Origin of the sequence: Pacificibacter marinus (assembly GCF_018860665.1) — a bacterium.
Taxonomy (GTDB): Bacteria; Pseudomonadota; Alphaproteobacteria; order Rhodobacterales; family Rhodobacteraceae; genus Celeribacter; species Celeribacter marinus_A.
Window position 1 is genome coordinate 176377 of record NZ_JAHKPK010000022.1, and the last position, 22408, is coordinate 198784.

23 protein-coding genes and 1 pseudogene are annotated in these 22408 nt (G+C 50.5%); 7 read left to right on the plus strand and 17 right to left on the minus strand.

Features of this window, described 5'->3' with window-relative positions; translation table 11 throughout:
- Nucleotides 1–5: 5 nt before the first annotated feature.
- The 4 genes from KO497_RS06835 to KO497_RS06850 are packed head-to-tail and all read right to left on the minus strand — an operon-like array spanning nucleotide 6 to nucleotide 2308.
- Nucleotides 6–455 (minus strand): MarR family winged helix-turn-helix transcriptional regulator, encoded by a 450-nt coding sequence (locus KO497_RS06835; protein ID WP_215943221.1) that lies wholly within the window; start codon nucleotides 453–455, stop codon nucleotides 6–8.
- Nucleotides 452–1288 carry a carbon-nitrogen hydrolase family protein gene (locus KO497_RS06840; protein ID WP_215943287.1) on the minus strand — a complete coding sequence of 279 codons (837 nt, stop codon included), beginning with the start codon at nucleotides 1286–1288 and terminating at the stop codon, nucleotides 452–454. The genes KO497_RS06835 and KO497_RS06840 overlap by 4 nt, the downstream gene beginning before the upstream one ends.
- A 4-nt stretch (nucleotides 1289–1292) precedes the next feature.
- Complete coding sequence (grxC, locus tag KO497_RS06845; protein WP_215943222.1) at nucleotides 1293–1550, minus strand: glutaredoxin 3; 258 nt, start codon at nucleotides 1548–1550, stop codon at nucleotides 1293–1295.
- Between the two features lie 35 nt (nucleotides 1551–1585).
- Nucleotides 1586–2308, minus strand: a complete 723-nt coding sequence (locus KO497_RS06850; protein ID WP_354668097.1) for a ComF family protein — start codon at nucleotides 2306–2308, stop codon at nucleotides 1586–1588.
- A gap of 39 nt (nucleotides 2309–2347) precedes the next feature.
- Between KO497_RS06850 and KO497_RS06855 the strand changes: the two genes are divergently transcribed.
- Both KO497_RS06855 and hemH read left to right on the plus strand, forming a co-directional pair.
- Nucleotides 2348–3184 (plus strand): methyltransferase domain-containing protein, encoded by an 837-nt coding sequence (locus KO497_RS06855; protein ID WP_215943223.1) that lies wholly within the window; start codon nucleotides 2348–2350, stop codon nucleotides 3182–3184.
- A gap of 53 nt (nucleotides 3185–3237) precedes the next feature.
- Nucleotides 3238–4323, plus strand: coding sequence for a ferrochelatase (hemH, locus tag KO497_RS06860; protein ID WP_252729551.1), 1086 nt, complete (start codon nucleotides 3238–3240; stop codon nucleotides 4321–4323).
- 62 nt (nucleotides 4324–4385) lie between these two features.
- Here the strand turns inward: hemH and KO497_RS06865 are convergent, their stop codons facing one another.
- Nucleotides 4386–4979: a L,D-transpeptidase gene (locus KO497_RS06865; protein WP_215943224.1), complete on the minus strand. Its 594-nt coding sequence runs from the start codon at nucleotides 4977–4979 to the stop codon at nucleotides 4386–4388.
- A gap of 161 nt (nucleotides 4980–5140) precedes the next feature.
- On the opposite strand from KO497_RS06865, the gene KO497_RS06870 reads away from it, so the two are divergent.
- Entirely contained in the window at nucleotides 5141–5677 is a 537-nt protein-coding gene (locus tag KO497_RS06870; RefSeq protein WP_215943225.1) for a CAP domain-containing protein, read from the plus strand.
- A 22-nt stretch (nucleotides 5678–5699) separates the two neighbouring features.
- Here the strand turns inward: KO497_RS06870 and KO497_RS06875 are convergent, their stop codons facing one another.
- From KO497_RS06875 to KO497_RS06895, 5 genes are all read right to left on the minus strand, one after another.
- On the minus strand, nucleotides 5700–6200 hold the full coding sequence (locus tag KO497_RS06875) for a L,D-transpeptidase family protein (RefSeq protein WP_215943226.1): 501 nt from the start codon (nucleotides 6198–6200) through the stop codon (nucleotides 5700–5702).
- 67 nt (nucleotides 6201–6267) lie between these two features.
- Nucleotides 6268–7485, minus strand: a complete 1218-nt coding sequence (locus KO497_RS06880) for a class I SAM-dependent RNA methyltransferase (RefSeq protein WP_215943227.1) — start codon at nucleotides 7483–7485, stop codon at nucleotides 6268–6270.
- The gene (locus KO497_RS06885; RefSeq protein ID WP_354668098.1) at nucleotides 7482–8645 is read right to left on the minus strand and encodes a CCA tRNA nucleotidyltransferase; all 1164 of its coding nucleotides are present in this window, start codon (nucleotides 8643–8645) and stop codon (nucleotides 7482–7484) included. The genes KO497_RS06880 and KO497_RS06885 overlap by 4 nt, the downstream gene beginning before the upstream one ends.
- The gene (locus tag KO497_RS06890) at nucleotides 8642–9241 is read right to left on the minus strand and encodes a CoA pyrophosphatase (protein WP_215943228.1); all 600 of its coding nucleotides are present in this window, start codon (nucleotides 9239–9241) and stop codon (nucleotides 8642–8644) included. The genes KO497_RS06885 and KO497_RS06890 overlap by 4 nt, the downstream gene beginning before the upstream one ends.
- Nucleotides 9225–10226, minus strand: coding sequence for an Hsp33 family molecular chaperone HslO (locus tag KO497_RS06895; protein ID WP_215943229.1), 1002 nt, complete (start codon nucleotides 10224–10226; stop codon nucleotides 9225–9227). Before KO497_RS06895 ends, KO497_RS06890 begins: the two co-directional genes overlap by 17 nt.
- Before the next feature lie 77 nt (nucleotides 10227–10303).
- Between KO497_RS06895 and KO497_RS06900 the strand changes: the two genes are divergently transcribed.
- A complete protein-coding gene (locus tag KO497_RS06900) occupies nucleotides 10304–10759 on the plus strand; it encodes an NUDIX hydrolase (protein ID WP_215943230.1) in 456 nt (151 codons plus the stop codon).
- Here KO497_RS06900 and KO497_RS06905 read toward each other — a convergent pair.
- Together KO497_RS06905 and KO497_RS19405 are read right to left on the minus strand one after the other, a co-directional pair.
- Nucleotides 10722–11576, minus strand: coding sequence for a PP2C family protein-serine/threonine phosphatase (locus KO497_RS06905; protein ID WP_354668099.1), 855 nt, complete (start codon nucleotides 11574–11576; stop codon nucleotides 10722–10724). The genes KO497_RS06900 and KO497_RS06905 overlap by 38 nt on opposite strands.
- Nucleotides 11577–11609: 33 nt before the next feature.
- Nucleotides 11610–11936, minus strand: a pseudogene (locus KO497_RS19405) (response regulator); the annotation flags it as partial.
- Nucleotides 11937–12149: 213 nt separating this feature from the next.
- On the opposite strand from KO497_RS19405, the gene KO497_RS06910 reads away from it, so the two are divergent.
- The gene (locus tag KO497_RS06910; protein WP_215943232.1) at nucleotides 12150–12482 is read left to right on the plus strand and encodes an Hpt domain-containing protein; all 333 of its coding nucleotides are present in this window, start codon (nucleotides 12150–12152) and stop codon (nucleotides 12480–12482) included.
- On the opposite strand, the gene ilvA is transcribed toward KO497_RS06910, so the two are convergent.
- Together ilvA and KO497_RS06920 are read right to left on the minus strand one after the other, a co-directional pair.
- Nucleotides 12479–13735 carry a threonine ammonia-lyase IlvA gene (gene ilvA / locus KO497_RS06915; protein WP_215943233.1) on the minus strand — a complete coding sequence of 419 codons (1257 nt, stop codon included), beginning with the start codon at nucleotides 13733–13735 and terminating at the stop codon, nucleotides 12479–12481. The two genes, KO497_RS06910 and ilvA, sit on opposite strands and share 4 nt — an antisense overlap.
- Nucleotides 13732–14481: a hypothetical protein gene (locus tag KO497_RS06920; protein WP_215943234.1), complete on the minus strand. Its 750-nt coding sequence runs from the start codon at nucleotides 14479–14481 to the stop codon at nucleotides 13732–13734. The genes ilvA and KO497_RS06920 overlap by 4 nt, the downstream gene beginning before the upstream one ends.
- Nucleotides 14482–14618: 137 nt before the next feature.
- Here KO497_RS06920 and KO497_RS06925 point away from each other — a divergent pair, with 137 nt between their 5' ends.
- On the plus strand, nucleotides 14619–15842 hold the full coding sequence (locus KO497_RS06925; protein ID WP_215943235.1) for an argininosuccinate synthase: 1224 nt from the start codon (nucleotides 14619–14621) through the stop codon (nucleotides 15840–15842).
- Nucleotides 15843–15909: 67 nt separating this feature from the next.
- Here KO497_RS06925 and KO497_RS06930 read toward each other — a convergent pair whose 3' ends face one another.
- On the minus strand, nucleotides 15910–16785 hold the full coding sequence (locus tag KO497_RS06930; protein WP_215943236.1) for a ribokinase: 876 nt from the start codon (nucleotides 16783–16785) through the stop codon (nucleotides 15910–15912).
- Between the two features lie 16 nt (nucleotides 16786–16801).
- Nucleotides 16802–19066, minus strand: coding sequence for an NADP-dependent malic enzyme (locus KO497_RS06935; RefSeq protein ID WP_215943237.1), 2265 nt, complete (start codon nucleotides 19064–19066; stop codon nucleotides 16802–16804).
- Nucleotides 19067–19233: 167 nt separating this feature from the next.
- Here KO497_RS06935 and mutS point away from each other — a divergent pair, with 167 nt between their 5' ends.
- Nucleotides 19234–21861, plus strand: a complete 2628-nt coding sequence (gene mutS / locus KO497_RS06940) for a DNA mismatch repair protein MutS (protein ID WP_215943291.1) — start codon at nucleotides 19234–19236, stop codon at nucleotides 21859–21861.
- Here mutS and KO497_RS06945 read toward each other — a convergent pair.
- Nucleotides 21858–22370: a nucleotide exchange factor GrpE gene (locus KO497_RS06945; protein WP_252729560.1), complete on the minus strand. Its 513-nt coding sequence runs from the start codon at nucleotides 22368–22370 to the stop codon at nucleotides 21858–21860. The genes mutS and KO497_RS06945 overlap by 4 nt on opposite strands.
- Nucleotides 22371–22408: the final 38 nt, after the last annotated feature.

The following is a 22408-nucleotide window of genomic DNA, read 5'->3' on the forward strand; positions in this document are numbered from 1 at the left end:
CACATTTATATGTCACTTTCAAGCCGAATGCGCATTTCACGCAACACAGGAAGGGCATTTTTTACCTTGTCTTGCCCAATCGATTCGACAACCTGATTGAGGATAGGCGTAATGGCAGCCAAAGCTGCGTCTCGTGCGGCTTTCCCCGCAGGAGAAATCGACACGAACTTGCGACGTGCGTCATCCCAGTCTGGGCGAATATGTATATGCCCCGCCCATTCCAGCTTGTTCAACGTATTGGTCATAGCCCCGCGCGTCACATGAAACGCTCGTGCCAATTGTGCAGGCGAGCGCTCTTCGCCAGATCGTGCCAAATGATTGAGCACCGAAAAATGGCTGATCTCCATGCCTTTTGGCAGGGCTTTCGTTAGACGGTTTCGCGCCAACTGGTCCGCCATAAAAATTTCAGAAAAAAGAGCCACAGCCAAAGAATCTGTGCCAGTTGATGACGTCATTTTAAGGCCTTAAATTCTTTGTCATGTTGAAGCGATGGTATGGCGCTACGGGCTTTGGCAACGTCATTTAAATCGTAATCCACGATCCCGACGCCGCATTCGATTCCACCATCATAAAGCACTTCACCCCAAGGCGAAATCGCTAAGCTGTGCCCGTGGGTTTTACGTTTACCACCTTTTGTCTCACTATGTTGACCTGTCTGTGTTGGCGCAAAGACGAAACTGCCCGTTTCAATCGCACGCGCGCGCAAAAGAACTTCCCAATGCGCACGACCAGTGGCCTGAGCAAATGCAGCAGGAACAGTGAGAATCTCCGCACCTGATTGCGCCAAAGACCGATAAAGATGCGGGAAACGCACATCATAGCAGATGGTCAAACCAATGGCGCCCAGGGGTGTCTGCGTCACTACGGCCTCTGTTCCAGGGCGATACCCAGCAGATTCTTTATAGGATTCTGTCTCGGACAGGGTCACGTCAAACATATGAATTTTGTCATAGCGCGCTTTGATCATGCCATCTGGGCCGATCAAAAACGACCTATTTGCAAAGCGACCATCTGCATCACCCGTTTTCAATGCCAATGATCCAATAAGGAGCCAAACGCCAAGCGTTAGAGCCTGCTTTTGCAAGGCTTGCAGCGTTAAATCATCAGCCTCAAAACAAAGCACATTCTGTTGATGCACCCGCGACGTGGACACGCAGTTGGTAACCTCAGGCGTCATCACAATCTGCGCGCCACGCGCGGCGGCCTCATCAATATAACTCTGCACCACATGCAGGTTTTGCGTGGGATCATCGCTAGAGTTCAGCGTGACAAGACCAACTTTCGGCATATACTTACCCCGCCAAAAGCGGATCAAGTTTTCCTGCGCGCTCCAGTTGATGTAACTCATCGCATCCACCAACATGTGTCTCACCAATAAAAATTTGTGGCACAGTGTGGCGACCATTGGCGCGCTGCATCATTTCAGCGCGCAGTTCTGGCTGAGCCATCACATCAAGATTGGTGTATTCTACCCCCTTGCTGTCCAAAAGCCGCTTGGCGGCGATACAAAACGGGCAAATCGGTGTCGTATAGAGTGTTACAGGCTGCATGTTTTTTCCTTTATGTCCGGCAGGACTATAAGGGTTTAGTTCTTCTTCGCAACGCGTGCCAGCACCGCAACGGAAACTTGAACGGCACCGCCTTGCAGACAGGCCTTAGCACAGGTCGTTAAAGTGGCACCTGTGGTCATAACATCATCGATTAACAAAACATGGCGGCCCTTAAGTGTCTGAACGTGATGCGGTCTCAAAGCTATAGCGTTCGAGACGACATCCGCACGCTCTTGCGCCGTCATGCCATCAAGTTTGCGTGTGGCAATTCGTCTTTGCAATAGATTTGGACAGTGATCCAGCTCCAACAACCGTGATACGCGGCGTGAAAGCAGCAAAGACTGATTGTACCTACGTCGAACCCCGCGAAACCAATGCAGCGGCACAGGTGCGACAATCATATCTGTCGTCACCAAAGGGCGCGCCGCCTCGGCCAACCAAGCACCAGCAGGATGGGCAAGATCCGTTCTATCTCCGTGCTTTAGACGCAAAACGATAGATCTGGCGTTCCCCTCATACAACAAGGCAGCACGCGCGCGCGACCACGACCGCGGCACAACACGACATGAATCACACAAATCACCACTCTCGACCTCACCAATCAACGGGGCTGCACACATTTCACAACCATTTTGCTTGATAAAGGGCGTATCGGCCCAACATTTTGGACAAAGACCATGCACAAAGTCGACTATTTCGTCGCATGTTAGGCATTGAGGGGGGTATAAGAACCGCGCCAGTCTTTGCATTTTCCGCATGACTTCCTAAGTTGGCCCAACTTCACCGGAAGAGAGCTTATGTCCAATACCTCCCCCCTTGTTGATCGCGCTCAATTGATGCGCAACCGTCTGCGCGCCAAGCGTATAGGGGGAGATTTTTTTCTGCACCATGAGGCACGTCTTGAAATTCAAGATCGGCTCGACATGGTTAACAAACCGTTTACATCGCCAGCAATTGTCACGAGTTTTCCCGAGCTTTGGCAATCATGGTTCCCTGATGCAACGGTTGTTGCCGATGATGATGTTTTAAACCTGCAAGAGCGCCAACATGATCTGGTCATCCATGCGATGTCTTTGCACTGGGCCAATGATCCAGTTGGTCAACTCATTCAATGCAATCGCGCCCTGAAACCTGACGGTCTCATGATCGCTGCGTTTTTTGGCGACCAAACGCTTCACGAATTGCGGTCTTGTTTGTCGCAAGCCGAAATTGAATGCTCCGGCGGACTGTCACCGCGGGTGTTACCGATGGGGGAACTGCGCGATCTAGGTGGCTTGCTGCAACGCGCCTCATTTGCTCTGCCTGTGGCCGACAAAACCACCACGAAAGTAACATTTTCGTCTCTAAACCAGCTTATTCACGATCTTCGCGCTATGGGAGAAACCTCTGCCTTACACGCACGATCCCGCAAAACCGCGACGCGCGCGCTGTTTGATCTCACTCAGACACTCTACAAAAAACACTTCTCAGACCAAGATCGGTTGAACGCAACCTTTGATATGGTGTTTTTGACCGGCTGGGCACCAGATTCCAGTCAACCCAAGCCCTTGATGCCCGGATCGGCCAGAACGCGCTTAGCCGATGCCCTTGGGGCAAAAGAATTCAACTTACCAAATGATGCACCGCAGACTTGAACAATTTTGACTGCGCCCTAGCCTAATAGAATACAAAAAGACAGGATCACGCGATGGGAACCATGAAGCCAACACGGCTCAACACAAATGCCGACGATGCCGTTTGCCCAGCGCATGCGACAACGGATCATCCAAAGATTCCAAAGCAAAAAATCGGAGTGCTTCTGGCGAATTTGGGCACACCTGATGCGACGGACTATTGGTCTATGCGCAAATACTTAAGTGAGTTTTTGTCAGACAAACGCGTTGTCGATTACCCTGCTTGGAAATGGCAACCAATATTGCAGGGCATCATCTTGTCCGTCCGCCCGTCAAAATCTGGCGCTGCTTATAAATCCATCTGGAACAATGAAGCTAATGAAAGTCCGCTTGCGACAATCACAAAGCAACAAACCTCCGCCATTTCAGCCGCGTTAGGGTCTAAATATGGTGACGAGGTGGTGGTCGATTACTGCATGCGCTATGGCAATCCATCGACCAAATCAAAGGTGGCCGAAATGGTTGCTGAGGGCTGTACGAAGATCCTGTTTTTTCCGCTTTATCCACAATACGCAGGTGCGACGGTCGCAACGGCAAACGATCAATTTTTTCGCGCGTTGATGGAAGAAAACTGGCAGCCCGCTGTGCGCACGGTCGAGCCCTATTTTGACAAACCTGAATACATCGATGCCTTGGCGCAATCCATTAAGCGCAGCTATGCTCGTACGGCAAAAAAACCAGATATTCTGATTTGCTCCTATCATGGCTTACCAGAACGTTACCTAAAGGAAGGCGGCGATCCTTATCACTGCCACTGCCATAAAACGACACGATTGCTGAAAGAACAGCTAGGTTGGGCGGATACGGAAATCATGACAACCTTCCAATCCAAGTTTGGACCCGAAGAATGGCTTCAACCTTATACGGTTGAAGAGGTTGCGCGTCAGGCAAAGGCTGGCAACAAAAGCATCGCGATCTGCGCGCCAGCATTTTCTGCCGATTGCATCGAGACGCTTGAAGAAATCAACGAGGAAATCAAAGAAAGCTTTGAGCACGCAGGTGGCGAAGATTTCTTGTACATTCCCTGCCTCAATGACGACGACGCGCATATTTCAGCGCTGTGCACAGTCATCGAAACCAATCTTGCAGGCTGGATTTAGGGCATAAAAAATGGCGGCCCCGATCACAGGGTCGCCATTATATAACTGCCAACGCAATTGCGTTAAATCAACAAAACCTGCGCGCCGTTGCCAACGAGATCGTACAATTCTTTGATGTGCTCGTTATACAAACCAATGCAGCCGTTTGACGAACGGCGACCAATTTTACGTGTGTCATGCGTGCCGTGAATGCGATAATAGGTCCACGACAGGTACAAAGCATGCGTGCCCAACGGATTGTCCGGACCTGGTCCGACAAAACTTGGCCATTCTGGATTGCGAATGCGCATAGATGGCGTCGGTGCCCATGATGGCCCCTCGACCTTGCGGATGACAGATGTCCGGCCAAGGCGTGTCAGGTCTTCGGATAATGGGACTGAAGTCGGATACAATTTGTAAATTGACTGATCTTCGCTCCAGTAATGTAATGCTCTGGATGTCGTATCGACCAATATCGCGCCGTTGCGTGTATTGTCAAAATACGGACGCCAATCCAAAGAGCGAAAGCTCGAAATATTACGACGTACGACTTCAGAAATATCGCGTTCAACTTCTGTAGAATTGTCAGTTTGCGCCAAAGCAGGTGCAGCCACACAAGCAGTGGACACTGCTACAAAGGCGCGTCTTGAGAGTTTGGTATCGACTTTATTGGTCATAATGGACCCCAAAACAGTTATTTCATAGTGCCATGTATATGGCGCGATTGTCGCAGTCGCAAATCAAACAATCATTGGCGGCGAAAACACGCGGACATGATTTGATCATACATCATTTTCAGGATAGGTGATTCTAAGATCGTATTCAGGGTACTAAAAAAATGACGCGTTTCATTGTTCTGCTTCTTGTTTCCATTATCGGCCTAAGTGCATGCGAAAGCAACACCCCCGCATTAGGGCCCGACGGGAAACCGCTGCCACGTGTTTATCGGATCAGCGCGCGCGAAGAAGCCAAGGTTCAATACCGTATGCTTGATTCAATCAACGCCTTGCGCGCCGCAGCTGGCGCACCAGAAATCAAGTTGAATTCCAACCTAAACGCAGCGGCGGCCACTCATTCGCAAGACATGAAAAACCAAAATCGCCCGTGGCATTTCGGATCAGATGGATCATCGCCCATCGATCGCGTTGCGCGCTCAGGCTACATCGGCACAATGCTCGGCGAAAACATTTCGGAAACATATGAATCCGAATTGGAAACATTGGGTGCGTGGATGGAGCAGCCAGATACACGCGAGATCATTTTGGATTCTCGCGCTACAGACCTTGGCTTTGCATGGTTCCAAGAACAAGGCGGCAAACTTTGGTGGACAATGATTTTGGGTAGCGCAGCGCCGCAGTTCGCCAGCACTGAATAGAACACGGCGATCGGCACCTGCCCTAAGGATGGATGTCGATTTGCGTTCCCGTGGCAACCATCATGTAGATTTCTTCCATGTGTTTGTCTTTTACGGCAATACAGCCTGCGGTCCAATCACGCCCGCGGCCTTTGTGTTCACCCGCTCGGCCGTGAATGAAAATTTCACCACCAGGACTGCGGCCATATGCACGTGCATAGGCAATATCACGGCTGTTTGGATAAGAGATTCCAATCGAAAGGTGATACTGCGACTGCGGGTTTTTACGATCAATAATGTAGCTGCCTTCAGGTGTTTTTCCATCACCCTCAAATTGCTTATGGCCCACAGGAACACCCCCAAGGCCAACCTTATATTTTTTCAACACCTTGGTTCCGCTCAGCAAATACAAACGACGCCTACCCTTATACAGCACGACACGAGTCACGCGCGGCCCAGAATATGGGGTTAAAGTGCGTGAAAACGCAACTGAGGGGAAAAGGCTAACCGCAGCCAAGACTGCTATAACGTTGCGGCGTTCCATTATTACATCCAAACCTGTTTTTGCTGCGTATACGCCAGCAATCACAATGCTCAAAGTAAATTCTGTATCAGGTGCGACTGAATTTTGCCGCGATTTCCACGTGAGGCGACCACCTGAACTGATCGACAACATGTAGCCAATCAATTGCAAAGCCTGCCTCAACAAGCGTTTTGGCGTCTCGTCCAAATGTCACAGGGTTACAGGACACAAAACCAATCGATTGCAATTTGCTTTTGGCCAATTCACCCGTTTGCGCCAAAGCACCTGCACGCGGCGGGTCGATGATTGCCGCATCAAATTTGTTCAACTCATCCGGCAACAAAGGTTGGCGAAACAAGTCGCGCGTGGCAACCGTGACAGGCTTTAACCCCGAAGCTGTTTTCCACGCTTCTGACAGGCTGTTAAGCATCGCTTTTTCCCCCTCAACCGCATGAACTTCGGCAAATTCGGCCATGGGCAGAGCAAAGGTGCCGCAGCCCGAAAAGAGATCGACCACACGCTCCGCGCCAGATACAGCCTCTTTCATCAAGGCAATAAGAGATTGCTCGCCGTGGCGTGTGGCTTGCAAAAATGCGCCTGGAGGCGGCACAAGGCGTGCGCGCCCAAATGACAAAAAGGGGCGAGTTTCTTGCACAACCTCATCGCCATTCCATGACAGGCGAATGATCCCATATTTACGAACAACGCCAGCCAAATCAGAACGCAATTCCATATCGAGCTCTTTGCCATCAACAACAGAAACGTCCAAGCCAGCGTCAGAATCCGTCACGGTAATTGCCATCTCAACACGACGAGACCCGCCGATCTGAACCAAATCCTCAAATGCAGGCAGCCCATTCATAATTTTTTGCGTCATCAACACACAATTGGGCACAGGCACCAAAGTACCAGAGGCACGACCATGCAGCCCAACCAAAACACCTTTTTTTGTACGTCGCCCCGCAAAAGTCGCACGGCGGCGCGATTGGTTTGGTGAAGTAAAAACACTCGAAATCGGCACATCAATGCCTTGATGCGACAAGGCTGTGCGCACGACATCGGATTTCCAATTCGCAACAAAATCGTCTGACGCGTGCTGCAAGGCACAGCCGCCGCAGGCCTTGAAGTGCACGCAGGGTGGCTTCACGCGATCTGGTGATGGTGTAACAATGCTTGGGCTTACGATACGGTCGCCAGTGATGTCGCCTTCAACGATTTCACCGGGCAATGTTTTGGCAGCAAAGATTGGACCAACCGCGATACCATCACCGTGGTGCCCAAGTCGTGTGATTTCTATCTGTGTCATGTCGACTTGGTTTCCAATATTTGCATCAATTTCGCCTTGGTTAGGGCAAAACCGGACGCCAGCCAAGCATGTTGTAGCGTCTTCAACGCCTCGCCAAGCTCAGCACCGGTGTATTCGGGCATTAAATCTTGGGCTCTGACCGGAAAAACCTGCTTAGATGCCGTCAAAATTTGCTCCCTTACATCGGTTTGCAATGGCTGCTCAAACACAGCCGCGCGCAATGCTGCAATACAAAGCGCCATATCAGCACCTTCTACAAATGCGATCTCATAAACTGAGCGTCCATGGCCCATCGCATCTTTAAATTTCGCAAGCCGCACAGATTGCTTTCTCGACAGTTTGAGCAAAGGCCCAGCATCCTCACCGCCCAGCGCGGCAAGTCGCGCCATGGGGTCGATATGGAATTCTTGTGACACATATGGGTAAAACGAACGCCCAGACGCACCTGGCAAAATTGCTTGAAGAACGCCAGTCATCTCCATCCCGCCAATAGAGGCACTCGGGTCACGCGCAGATAGCAGTTTAATGATTTCAGATCCTACGCGCTCTTTAGACAGGCCACTCAAGCCGTCTAAGTTTTCAGCACATCCTGCCAGTGCATCTGCATCAAGGCCTGCATCAGCATCGCCGTATGTCGCATGAAACCTGAAAAACCGCAGAATACGCAGATAGTCCTCGCGGATACGGTCCTGAGGCACGCCAATGAAGCGCACCTTGCGCGCCCTTAAATCAGCCATGCCGCCAAGCGGGTCTAAGACTACACCGTCCAAATCCACATAAAGCGCATTCATCGTAAAATCGCGACGACATGCATCCTCTTCTAAACTGTCAGAAAAAGCGACAACAGCGCGACGCCCATCTGTGGCGACATCACGCCTAAACGTCGTTATTTCAAAGGGTTCTCCACCCGCGATGACAGTGATTGTTCCGTGTTCGATCCCTGTGGGAATGGCTTTGAACCCAGCCGATTTTGCAAGCTTCATCACAGCTTCGGGCCGCATTGGCGTCGAGATATCCAGATCGGTGACAGGCACACCCATCAAACTGTTGCGTATACAACCGCCAACAAAATAGGCCGATTGATCTGCTGATTTGAACATTTTAATGACAGTTTGAGTGACTTCAGCTTGGAACCAACTGTATGTTTTTACCGACTTCACAGGCTGACCTTTTGTGCGAAAGATCGCAAAACCCGCGCGGTGGCACCCCAAATATAATAGGGACCATAGGGGACCGTATAAAACTTGCGGACCTGTCTGCGCCAAATGCGCGATTGAATGGTGTAATTCGATATATCCAAAACATGCAGCAAAGGTACTTCAAACATCTCGGACACTTCAGCCGCCTCCAAACGAGGGGTGAAATTTTGTGTCACCCAGCCAACCACAGGATGCATGGTATAATTCGATATAGTTTCATGACTGGGTAACTCGCCAAGCACATCGACATTTTCAGGCGGAAGGCCGATTTCTTCATCAGCTTCACGTAAAGCAGCCGCAATATGTGTGGCATCGGTGGGGTCGACACGCCCACCCGGAAACGCAATTTGGCCCGGATGGTGTTTGATCGTTGAGGATCGCTTGGTCAGAATTAGCTGCAAACCATAGTCTCGTTCAACAATCGGCAACAGCACGCCTGCGGGCTTTAAAACAACAGCTTTTGGTCGCGCCTTAGGATTGAGATCAAAATCAGATGACGGGCGGCCATCAAGTGACAGCGCCCGTTCAATCTTCAGTCTATCAATCCGCGTCACCATCGGTCTTTGCCTTTGCTTCAAACCCAAGAGTTTTTGGGTCCATTACGTAATGCGCGCCACAGAATTGGCAATCCGCTGACACAGTACCTTCTTCAGTTGTCATCGTGGCGATGTCTTTCGCGGAATAGATTGAAAGACTGTTACGTACGCTTTTCTCAGAACAGCTGCACCCAAAGGCTACCGGTTGAGCATCAAACACACGGGGTTTATCCTCATGGAACAAACGCACCAACAGATCTGTTGGCTGCACACTTGGTCCAATCAATTCTAGAGGATCAACGGTATCAAGCAAGATGTTAGCGCGATTCCAGTTTTCAAAGTCATCCCCATCCAAAATATCGGATGCCGTCAGCAAACTCTCGTCGCTTGTGCTCTCAAGAGGTGCCGCACTTGGTGATGCTTTAGGCATTTTTTGCAACATAACGCCACCAGCACGCCATTTTTCATCGTCGCCTGCAAGCGTAGAGCGACCGAAAGCCAGCTCGAAACGTGTTGGAAGTTGCTCTGACTGTGCAAAATACGCCTCAGCACAGCGAGACAACGACTCAGCGGTTAGCGGCGTGATACCCTGATAAGGTTTATTACCTTCACCTTGGTCGATCAAAATCGCAAAATAACCTTTACCAACTTGATCATAGGCAGTTCCATTGGGGTCAAGGCGGTTCGCATCATACGAAGCATATGCACGAATACGCGCTGGTTTGCCGTCAGCTGTGGGCGCATAATAATCGGTCGCAATAATGCGTGCAGGGCCATCGCTGCGAATTTGAATAGACAGCTTCCATCGCAATTTGATTGTTTGACCAATCATTGCTGTCAGCAAAGCAACTTCAGCGACAAGCGCCTCGATCACTGGGGGGTAATCATGTTGCTCGAGAACTTGCTCAAGAACACCATCAAGACGGGCCACACGGCCGCGCACATCTGATTGATCGAGTTGAAACGGGAGAACAGTGTCATCCCAAGCGATTTTTGATCCAAGCATTTTCGGTTCCCTTGCACGTCGCAGGTTGGCATACCTTGTTCATATAAGGGCGGCAACCTCTGGGAAAAGGGCTAGATATGATTCGACGCTATGGTGATCCAAAAATAAACGGTATTTCCTATACATTGCGCCCCGGTGCATACGCTATTTTGCCTTTGAATGGCTCTTTGCTGTTGACCCATCAAGCGGCCCCTACACCAGAGTTTCAGCTTCCAGGTGGCGGCATCGACAAGGGCGAGTCCCCAATCGCGGCGTTACATCGTGAAGTCATTGAGGAAACAGGCTGGCGGATTTCAAAACCACTATTTTTACATGCCTTTCGTAGGTTCGTATTCATGCCTGACTACAACATGTGGGCGGAAAAAATGTGTAAAATATACGTCGCGCGACCTGTTCGACGTCTCGGAAATCCAACTGAAGTTGGTCATGCCGCAAAATGGGTGCCCTTTGCGCAAGCACTCGATTGCCTTGGCAACCCAGGTGACAGAGCTGCCGTTACTGAGTACTTGGGCCTGTATACTCAAGAAGGATAGCTGAAATATCATCGGGAAAATCTTTGTCATTGTTGAAGTTGTTCAGATCCCAAAGCATCGTGTCAAAGAACGCGCTACCAGTCAGATCTGCATTGTTTTCAATCAACGCAATCAGGCCATCCTCACCCAACATGCCATTTGCACCATCAGGGCATTCGGTAACACCGTCAGACAGTAAAATGATCCTTTCTCCCGTCGAAATCTGAATTTCGAAATCATCAAACGATGCATCTGGAATCAAGCCAACCGGCAATCCCCCGACTCCGAAATACTCAACAGTTCCCTCTTTGCGTTGAATCGCGGGATGGGGATGGCCACACTGAGTCATAACAAACTTGCCATTTGTCCGGTCAAAATGCCCCAAAATCATTGTGAAATAAAGATCCGTCTCCATTTCTTTCAGCATCAAAGTATTGAGCGCCTTTGCCACTTCTGCAGGAGATTTGGCTATATGAGTGCCGTCTTCGGACTGCGTAATGGCAAGATTTTGATCAGACGTAGATCCCGTCAAATAGGCTGCAAGACGTGCCGTCATAAGTGCCGAGGCAACACCATGACCAGATACATCTATTGAAAACACACCAAACTGATTGTCATTTATAGGAAAAAACCCAACAAGATCGCCACCAACATGGCCGCTCGGTCGTAACAAAAGCGAGACCTGAGCCGTATCAAAATCTTTGAAGCGGTCTTTTACAAGCGATTGTTGCAGTTTGCGCGCCTCAACCAAATCACGATCAAGCGAATCATAAAGCCCAGAAATTTCCTGTAATGTTGAAGTGACCAGTTCATTTTTTGCAGACAGTTCACGCTGCATGCGCAAGATACGTTCCCCCGCACGGATACGCGCCAAAAGTTCATCGCCAGCAACCGGTTTCGTCAAAAAATCGTCAGCACCAACATCCAGCCCCTCAGCCACCTCTGCCTTGTCTGACTTTGATGTTAGCAAGATGAAGTACCCATAGTTCTCACGGTCTAGTGATCTGAAAATACGGCAAAAATCCAGACCATTAAGTCCAGGCATCATCCAATCAGAAACAATAAGGTCAATTTTTTCCGTTTCACAAATCACCAAAGCAGCATCCCCTGACTCTGCCTCAAACACCGTATAGCCCCATCGTCCAAGATAGGATGACAATATACGTCGCTGTGCCCGCGAGTCGTCGACAACCAACACGTTGTTTACGACACCTCGCCCAGGGGCGGATGTAAGATATGCTTGCTTTTGTTGCGCGATTGCCAATGACTATTCCAACCTAGATGTCGTGGTTTGCGTTACATTGGCCTGCGCAACTTAATGGTGCCTTAAATATAAAATTGTTTGTAATGATTCCCAAAAGTTACGCGATTTTAAGTCTCCTGTGCGAAAGAGGCATAAAGGAGCGCCCAGATGATTGATTGGAACCGCATTACCGAATTACGTGATGAAGTCGGCGTCGAGGATTTTGGCGAAGTTGTTGAACTCTTTCTTGAGGAGGTGGATGAAGTCATTGAACGACTTGAAACCACAAGGGATCGCAGCAAACTTGAACAAGACCTGCATTTTTTAAAAGGCAGTTCTATGAATTTGGGATTTGCGTCCTTTTCAAGTCTTTGTCAAACAGGAGAAACTGCCTCAGCAAACGGGCACTCTGACGCTGTCGATTTGACTGAAATCTTAGCTTCCTACAAAGCATCGCGCGCTGAATTTACAGCGAAAACTGATATCATTTTTTCCAATTAAAGAACAAACTCAGACAGAGCTTGGTCATTGGTTATGTCTTTATACACAAGACCAGCTTGATCCATCTTATAAAACAAGCGATCAAAATTCTTTGGATGGTCCGTTTCAATTCCGATCAAAACAGAACCGAAATTACGCGCGGATTTTTTAAGATACTCAAACCGTGCAACATCGTCGGTATCTCCCAACAAATCCAAGAAATCACGCAAAGCACCTGGTCGCTGCGGCATACGCAAAATGAAGTATTTTTTGAGTTCCAGATATTTCTGAGCTCGCTCCTTCACTTCAGGCAACCGCTCAAAATCAAAATTTCCGCCCGACGCAACGCACAAAACTCTACGCCCACGGATCACATCTTTCAAATCTTGCAAGGCATCGATCGCAAGCGCCCCGGCTGGCTCCAGAACGATGCCTTCAATATTAAGCATTTCAATCATTGTTGCGCAGATGCGGTCTTCCGGCGCTTTCAGCACGTGATTTTGATCTACCTGTTTCAACACAGAAAATGGGATCGCGCCGATTTGCGCAACTGCCGCGCCATCGACAAAACTATCGACCGAACTTAGCGTCACAGGCTTTCCGGCTGTCACAGCAGCGGCCAAAGACGGACCTCCGCTCGGTTCCACAAAATAAATCTCGGTGCTGGGTGCCACTTGTGCCAAATATTGAACAACGCCAGCCGACAATCCGCCCCCACCAACTGGTAAAATCACCACATCAGGAGCCTCGGCCATTTGGCTCATGAATTCAACAGCAACAGAGGCCTGCCCCGCGATGACATCAACGTCATCAAACGGTGCCAAAAAATATCCTGACGCCTCATCGCAAAAGGTTTTGGCCGAAGCCAATGTATCATCAAAATAGTCTCCAACCATGCGCACTTCGATGTTATCGCCACCAAATATTTTGGTTTTTTCGATCTTTTGTTTGGGAGTGGTGACGGGCATAAAAATGACACCACGCACACCAAAATGGCGGCAAGCAAAAGCCACACCCTGCGCGTGATTGCCCGCAGATGCGCAGACAAAAAGATCAAGTTCTGGATTTAGCGCACGCGCGCGGCTCATCGCATTCACCGCACCGCGAATTTTGTAGCTGCGTACAGGTGTAAGGTCTTCACGTTTCAACCAAATGTCCGCGTCAAACTTTTGCGATAAGTGATCATTGCGCGCACATGGCGTAGGTTCAAACAACTTGCGGACCAACTGAGTGGCCTCGCGTGCGGGTCCGGTGATATCTGTGCTTTGCGTCATCTGTCTGCCTTCGATGTTGCCAGTTCATAAATAGCCGACAACAGGCTAACGCCGACCATCAAACCGATCCATCCCGTGACCAAAGACACCACAACCCCGACGACCCCTGATCCCAGAAATGCATAAGGCACTTGCAACAGCAATGTCATTAAAATCATCAAAATCGTGGCTTGAAATATCTGCGCCTTATAGGGTTCCGTTTTAGACCAAGCGTCTTGAATGGGAAGAGATGTCCCAAGAGCGGCCGCAGGCAACATAGGGGACAGCCTATAAAACCCATACATCAATGCACTACCCGCACAAATAATGAAGGCCATCACAAGAAACTGCAAAGCCCCAGCCAAAGCCATAACAAGCATTAAAACAAGCATCGCGACAAACATCATCGCAAAGAGAACGACCATCAACAAAATGGATTTACCCATATAGGCCAGCATCAATGCCGCGCGAAACGGCGGGATGACTGTTTGAGGGCGTTCACCCAACAACACAAACCGATGCCATTCCACCGCGATCCAAATACTTGCCACGATCACGGCTATATTTGCCCCAAGCGCGATCAAGATTTGGTTCATCGTTAGGGCCCCCCATCCTTCTGCGGTAGCAGGCATAGCTGGTGCATAAGTTGACGCGATGATCACGACCGCCATGGTCGCAATCCAGATCAAGCCAGAGATCGCCAACGCGTCATCCAAATTTCGAAACACGCGCTGTACAGCATGTTTAAACAGCAAATATCCAGTCATCTCGATCCATTCCCAAATGTATTAGGCAACACTTAGGGCTTTTACGCGCAAACAAAAAGCTTTCAGGGCGTGAAACCTTGCTCTTGGTGCAAAAACTCGGTAATCGCCCAAGCGATATCCGCAAAAGGAAAAAGCCAATGTCCGCGCCAAAAAAAGTTGTCCTCGCCTACTCCGGTGGTCTTGATACCTCGATCATTTTGAAATGGCTTCAGACCGAATACGGTTGTGAAGTTGTCACCTTTACGGCTGACCTTGGTCAGGGTGAAGAGCTTGAGCCAGCACGTGCAAAAGCCGAGTTGCTTGGCATCAAGTCTGAAAACATCTTTATCGAAGATGTGCGCGAAGAATTTGTACGTGATTTCGTTTTCCCGATGTTCCGCGCGAATGCGATTTATGAAGGCCAATACCTGCTTGGCACATCTATCGCGCGCCCATTGATTTCCAAACGTCTTGTCGAGATCGCTGAAATGACTGGTGCCGACGCCGTGGCCCACGGCGCGACAGGTAAAGGCAACGACCAAGTGCGTTTCGAATTGGCAGCCTATGCGCTGAACCCAGAAATCAAAGTGATCGCCCCTTGGCGTGAATGGGATCTGTCATCGCGCACACGTTTGCTGGAATTTGCAGAACAACACCAAATCCCTGTGGCCAAAGACAAACGCGGCGAAGCACCGTTTTCTGTCGATGCGAACATGTTGCACACCTCATCCGAGGGCAAAGTTCTGGAAGATCCCGCAGAGATCGCACCAGAATACGTGCACCAACGCACTGTGAACCCAGAAGATGCGCCAGACACGCCTGAGTTCATCGAAGTTGGGTTCGAAAAAGGCGACGCGGTTTCCATCAACGGCGAGGCCTTGAGCCCAGCGACAGTTTTGGAAACGCTCAACGAATATGGCCGCAAACACGGCATCGGTCGATTGGACTTTGTTGAAAACCGCTTCGTGGGCATGAAGTCCCGCGGCGTTTATGAAACACCAGGCGGCACGATTTTGCTGGAAGCCCACCGCGGCATCGAGCAAATCACACTCGACAGTGGCTCTGGTCACCTCAAAGACAGCCTGATGCCACGTTACGCCGAGCTGATCTACAACGGTTTCTGGTACTCACCCGAGCGCGAAATGCTGCAAGCAGCGATCGACAAGTCACAAGAGCACGTGACCGGCACCGTGACTTTGAAACTCTACAAAGGCTCCGCATCCACCGTTGCACGTGCATCCGACCATTCGCTGTACTCAGAAGCGCATGTGACCTTTGAAGATGATGCTGGCGCATACGATCAAAAAGATGCGGCTGGCTTTATCCAGCTCAACGCCTTGCGCTTGAAACTTTTGGCGGCACGCAATCGTCGTTTCAAATAATCACTAAGGATTATGAATTGAAAAAGGGGCGCAATTTGCGTCCCTTTTTTGTACAGTGCTACGTGTTTCAAATAGACTGAACCGTAGAAACCTCTGCCGCTGTCGGAATCGCATCTGCCGTACCATGGCGCGTAACTTTCAAAGCCGCAGCCTGCGTAGCCCATTCCATGGCATTTCGTATCGATAGACACAAATCCAGCCCAGATGCAAAATATCCAGCAAAAGTGTCACCTGCCGCTGTCGTATCAATAGCCGTCACTTTGGGCGCAGCCACTTCATTCACCTCGCCCGTTTCATTAGATCGCCACATGGCACCCTTTGCTCCCAGAGTCACCAAAACTTGCGGCACTGGAATTTTATCTAACGTGAGCCCCATTTCTCGACACAACTGCTCAGCCTCGACCTCATTCATCACCAATATCGATACATGCGGCAACACCTGCTTAACCGCTTCGATGGAAAAAGGCGCTGCTGAATAAATCACGCGCAGCCCTTTGTCCAAAGCCAGTTTTGCCGTCTGGGCCTGCAGGTTGGTTTCATTTTGCAGCAAAAGCGTATCGTCAGGTTTTGCCAGTTCAATCGCCTTGGCGATACTGCCACTGTCTTGTTGCGCATTCGTACCTGCGTCCAAAACGATAGTGTTTTCAGCCGCGGCATCAACATAGATAATCGCATGTCCCGTGTTGCCACTCAATGCGCGCAAATAGGTACAATCGACGCCATAGCTTTCGATCCGATCCCGCACCCAATTGTCTGATTTTCCAATAGCGCCAATATGATGCACCTTAGCACCTGCCCGCGCAGCGGCCACAGATTGATTTACGCCCTTACCGCCCAAACCAACAGAATAATCCGAAGCACTTAGAGTTTCGCCAGGCTGAGGTAGATGGGGAAGCGCATAGAACCGGTCAATATTCACTGACCCAAGATTAAAAATTGTCATGCACTTCCCTGTTTTGTTAATTTACTTGTCCGACCTTACATGCTGCCAAGATCGCCATGTTCAGGATATCATTAACAGTCGAAACCGTTGAACAAATTTGAATAGGCTTATCAACCCCTGTCAGAATAGGACCGATAACAGTCGCCCCTGCCATTTCTTGCATCAGTTTCACCGAAATTGACGCCGAATGACGCGCAGGAACCACCAAAACATTGGCAGGCCCAGTCAAGCGACAGAAAGGATAGTTTGCCATCGCGTCAGGATTAAGCGCGACATCAACCGCCATCTCGCCTTCATATTCAAAATCAACACCACGATCATCCAAAACTTTTGGCGCCAAATGCATTTTGCTGGCGCGCTCAGACACAGGGTAGCCAAAGGTAGAAAACGACGCAAAAGCCACACGCGGTTCAATGCCCATCGCGCGCGCAACACGTGCGGCTGCTTCTGCGATATCGGCCAAATCATTTTCGTCAGGCCATTCGTGCACCAAAGTGTCTGATATAAAAACAATGCGCCCTTTATGCAAAAGCGCCGTGACGCCCACCGCACCATCTGCAGCTGTGGCATCAAAGACAGAATTGATCCGATCCAAAACATGAGCCGATTTGCGCGTCGCCCCAGTCACCAAACCATCGGCATGACCATGGGCCAACATCAGGGCAGAAAACGCATGGCGATCACGAGCCGCCAAACGGTGAATATCTTTTTGATCATGACCTGAACGTTGCAGGCGATTGTACAAAAATGACTTATAGGCGTCCAAATGCTCAGTATTAGCAGCGTTGATGATCTCAAGTTCTGTCGCAGTTTCTGTCAGCCCTTCTTCCTTCAACATCTGTTTCACGTCCTCTTCACGGCCAACAACCAAAGCGCGCCCGAAACCGCCGCGTTGATAGGCCACAGCCGCCCGCAAGACGCGCGCGTCATCGCCTTCGGCAAAGACCATCGTCGCCTGCGCTTGACGCGCACGCGCATAGAGCCCTTGCAAAATCTGCGCTGTTGGATCCATACGCGCCTTAAGATCGTGCTCATATCCGGCCATGTCGACAATCGGACGACGCGCCACGCCAGTGTCCATACCCGCTTTCGCAACAGCCGGCGGAATGGTGTAAATCAAACGTGGATCAAACGGCGTCGGAATGATGTAATCCCGCCCGAACGACAGTTTTTGCCCGTAAGCCAGTGCAACCTCGTCAGGCACATCTTCGCGGGCAAGCTCCGCCAAGGCGCGGGCGCATGCGATTTTCATCTCGTCATTGATAGCCCGCGCGTGAATATCCAACGCCCCACGGAAGAGGTATGGGAATCCCAAAACGTTGTTCACTTGGTTCGGATAATCAGAGCGCCCCGTGGCCACGATGGCGTCTTCGCGCACAGCATGCGCCTCTTCTGGTGTAATTTCTGGATCAGGGTTTGCCATGGCAAAAATCACAGGATTTGGCGCCATTGAGGCCACCATATCACCGGTCACCGCACCCTTGGCAGAGACCCCCAAAAACACATCCGCGTCCTGCATTGCCTCTTCCAGAGTCCGCGCATCTGTTTTTGCGGCGTGCGCCGATTTCCATTGGTTCATGCCCTCAGTACGACCTTGATAAATAACCCCTTTGGTGTCACACATGATGCAATTGTCATGCTGCGCGCCCATGGATTTGATCAGTTCCAAACAGGCAATCCCAGCCGCACCCGCACCATTCAAAACGATGCGACAGTCTTCGATCTTTTTACCGGAAATATGCAAAGCATTGATCAGGCCCGCCGCACAGATCACAGCCGTGCCATGCTGGTCGTCGTGAAATACAGGAATGTCCATTTCTTCCTTGAGGCGTTGCTCAATGATGAAACACTCAGGGGCTTTGATATCTTCAAGGTTGATCCCACCAAAAGTAGGTCCCATCAACTTTACAGCTTGAATGATCTGTTCGGGATCTTCGGTGTCCAACTCGATATCAATCGAGTTCACATCCGCAAATCGTTTGAACAAAACAGATTTGCCTTCCATTACCGGCTTGGACGCAAGCGCACCAAGATTCCCAAGACCCAACACAGCCGTACCGTTGGAAATCACCGCAACAAGATTGCCTTTATTTGTGTAATCATAGGCCGTCTCAGGGTTTGCTGCGATCTCTTCACAAGGCACAGCAACACCCGGAGAATAAGCCAAAGACAAGTCACTCTGCGTGGTCATTGGAACACTCGGTGTAATGTCGAATTTTCCGGGACGCGGATCCATATGGAACGCCAATGCTTCTTCGCGAGTTTGTTTTGGTTTGGGCATCTCGGGGGCCTCCTTTTTGCCAGTCTAATCTTATTAACGAGCCAAGCACCCACACTCAACAAAAGAACGTATGTGCCCTTTACGCTGCCAGCCCTGTCGCTAAATTAGGGCCGCAACTTAATTCGAGGAATTCCCACGTGGCCGCAGAAAAACCTACCGTGACACCGATGATGGCACAGTTCCTCGAAATCAAATCACGTCACCGAGATGCCTTACTATTTTACCGCATGGGCGACTTTTACGAGATGTTCTTTGATGACGCGATTGCAGCGTCACAAGCGCTCGATATTGCACTGACCAAACGCGGCAAACACGATGGTGACGACATTCCTATGTGCGGCGTGCCCGTGCATGCCGCTGAAAGCTATTTTCACACGCTGATCCGCAAAGGATTTCGTGTCGCAGTCTGCGAACAACTTGAAAGCCCAGCTGAGGCCAAAAAACGTGGCGCGAAATCCGTTGTGAAACGTGATGTGGTGCGCTTGGTCACTCCCGGTACATTGACCGAAGACAGTTTGCTGGAAGCGCGTCGCCACAACTTTCTCGCCGCCTTTGCAGAAGTCCGTGATGAGGGCGCATTGGCGTGGGTCGATATTTCAACGGGCGCGTTTCACGTGATGCCCTGCCCGTTGATCCGCCTTGCGCCAGAACTGGCGCGGTTAAACCCCTCTGAGATGATTGTGTCTGAGGCCAATACATCAAATTGGGCCGAGTTAGTCCCTGATTTTGATGCTGCAACCACGCCTCTGTCGCGCAGTTCTTTTGATAGCACATCAGCCGCAAAACGCTTGCAAGATCTGTTTGGCGTCTCAAGTTTGGATTCTTTCGCACCCTTTGGTTTGGCAGAAATCTCTGCCATGGGCGCGATTATCGACTATTTGGAAATCACTCAAAAAGGCAAACTGCCTTTGGTGCGCCCACCTTTGCGTGAAAATACTGGTGGCGCGATGCAAATTGATGCAGCAACGCGACGCAACTTGGAAATCACCCACGCCCTGTCCGGCGGGCGTGAAGGATCGCTGATCGCCGCCATGGATCGCACAGTGACAGCGGCAGGCGGCAGATTGCTGGAACGACGACTATCCAGCCCATCACGCGATGTATCTGTGATCCAGGCGCGGCTTGATGCCATAGAATTTTCCGTCACGAACCGAAAGCAAGCCGATGTCTTGCGGGATGTGCTGCGCAAAGTGCCCGACATGGAACGCAGCCTGTCGCGTCTTGGGTTGGACCGCGCCGGACCGCGTGATTTGACAGCTATTCGCAGCGGCTTGATCCAAGCGCTTTCGATTTCTCAATCGATGACTCCAAGTCAAATACCAGACTTATTCCAGCAAAATATGGACATTTTGCAAGGACATGATCAGATCATCCACCTATTAGAAGATGCACTCGTAGCCGAACCGCCATTGTTGGCACGCGATGGTGGTTTCATCGCCGAAGGCTATGATGCAGAGCTTGATGAATGTCGTACATTACGTGACCAAGGTCGCGGGGTGATCGCGTCTTTGCAAATGCAGTATGCGGAAACGACGGGCATTCAATCCCTCAAAGTAAAGCACAACAATGTGCTGGGCTACTTCATCGAATGTACCGCGACGCATGCCGAAAAAATGTTGTCCGAACCGCTGAACGAAACCTTTATTCACCGTCAAACCACCGCCAACCAGGTACGGTTTACCACGCTGGAACTCAGCGAGCTGGAAACTAAAATCCACAACGCCGGCGGCCGCGCGCTTGAGATTGAAAAACGCCTATTTGCCACACTACGCGACGCTATTTTATCCGTAGCGCCGCGCATTGCAGATGCGTCTCGTGCTTTAGCAGAATTTGACCTTGTCACTGCGCTGGCTGATTTGGCCGTTGGCGAAAATTGGACGCGCCCTAATGTGGATTCGGGTCGATCTTTTGAAATTCAAGGTGGGCGTCACCCTGTTGTTGAGCGTGCCCTGCGCAAACAAGGTCAGTCGCAATTTGTTGCCAATGATTGCCATCTGACCGACGGGCATGACGGGGCTGCGATCTGGCTTTTGACTGGTCCCAACATGGCCGGTAAATCCACGTTCTTGCGCCAAAACGCATTGATCGCGCTGATTGCGCAAATGGGGTCATTTGTGCCTGCTCGTTTTGCTCATATTGGCATCGTATCGCAGCTGTTTTCACGTGTTGGTGCCTCTGACGATTTGGCCCGTGGTCGTTCGACCTTTATGGTGGAAATGGTCGAAACCGCCGCCATTTTGAATCAAGCAGACGACCGCGCCTTGGTTATTTTAGACGAGATTGGCCGCGGCACTGCAACCTATGACGGGCTGTCTATCGCTTGGGCCACTTTAGAACACTTGCACGACGTCAATAAATCGCGTGCGTTGTTTGCGACCCATTACCACGAAATGACAGCGCTATCCGACAAGTTGAGCGGTGCGGACAATGCCACCGTTGCGGTTAAAGAATGGGACGGCGATGTAATTTTCTTGCATGAGGTGATCAAGGGTAAAGCTGATCGGTCTTATGGTGTGCAAGTCGCCAAGCTCGCAGGATTGCCAAATGCTGTGGTTGAACGTGCCCGCGTGGTTTTGCAGGCTTTGGAAAAAGGTGATTCAGATACCAAAACCTCGCCCAAGGCAATCATCGACGATTTACCGTTGTTTTCAGTCAATCCTGCTCCGGCGCCCGCGTCGATACAGGCGGGCCCAAGTCAGGTCGAAGAAAAGCTCGCCGAGATTCTTCCCGACGAGCTGACACCCCGAGAGGCGCTGCAATTGCTGTACGAGCTCAAATCGCTCGCCGAGGTTTAGGCTGGCGTAGAGCTCACACCGACTTGCGCAGGACGCAACAAGCGATCGTGGATCATAAAGCCAACGTTCATCACCTGAATGATGTCGCCTGCTTTTGTGCCAGGTAGCGCTGCTTCGAACATCGCTTCGTGAATGTTGGGATCAAACTTATCGCCAACTTCGGGCGCAAGAGCGTCGATGCCGTGTTTTTTGAACACATTCAAAAGCTCGCGCATGGTCAGTTCGATGCCTTCGATCAGCGCTGCTTGTGCTTCGCGTTGCTCGTCGGTGATCGTATCAACCGCACGCTTGAGGTTGTCGAACACAGGTAACATATCGCGCGCAAGCTTTGAGCCACCGTAGTTTTCGGCCTCTTTGCGATCACGCTCAGAGCGTTTGCGTGAATTTTCCGCATCCGCCATAGCCCGCATAAAGCGGTCGCGCATCTCGTCACGCTCAGCGCGCAACTTTTCGATTTCTTCTTCGCTTACGTCTTCGCCAAGGAAATCGATGGGATCATCAACTTCCATATCGAATTCAGCGTTCAAGTCTTTGTTCGAATCCGTCA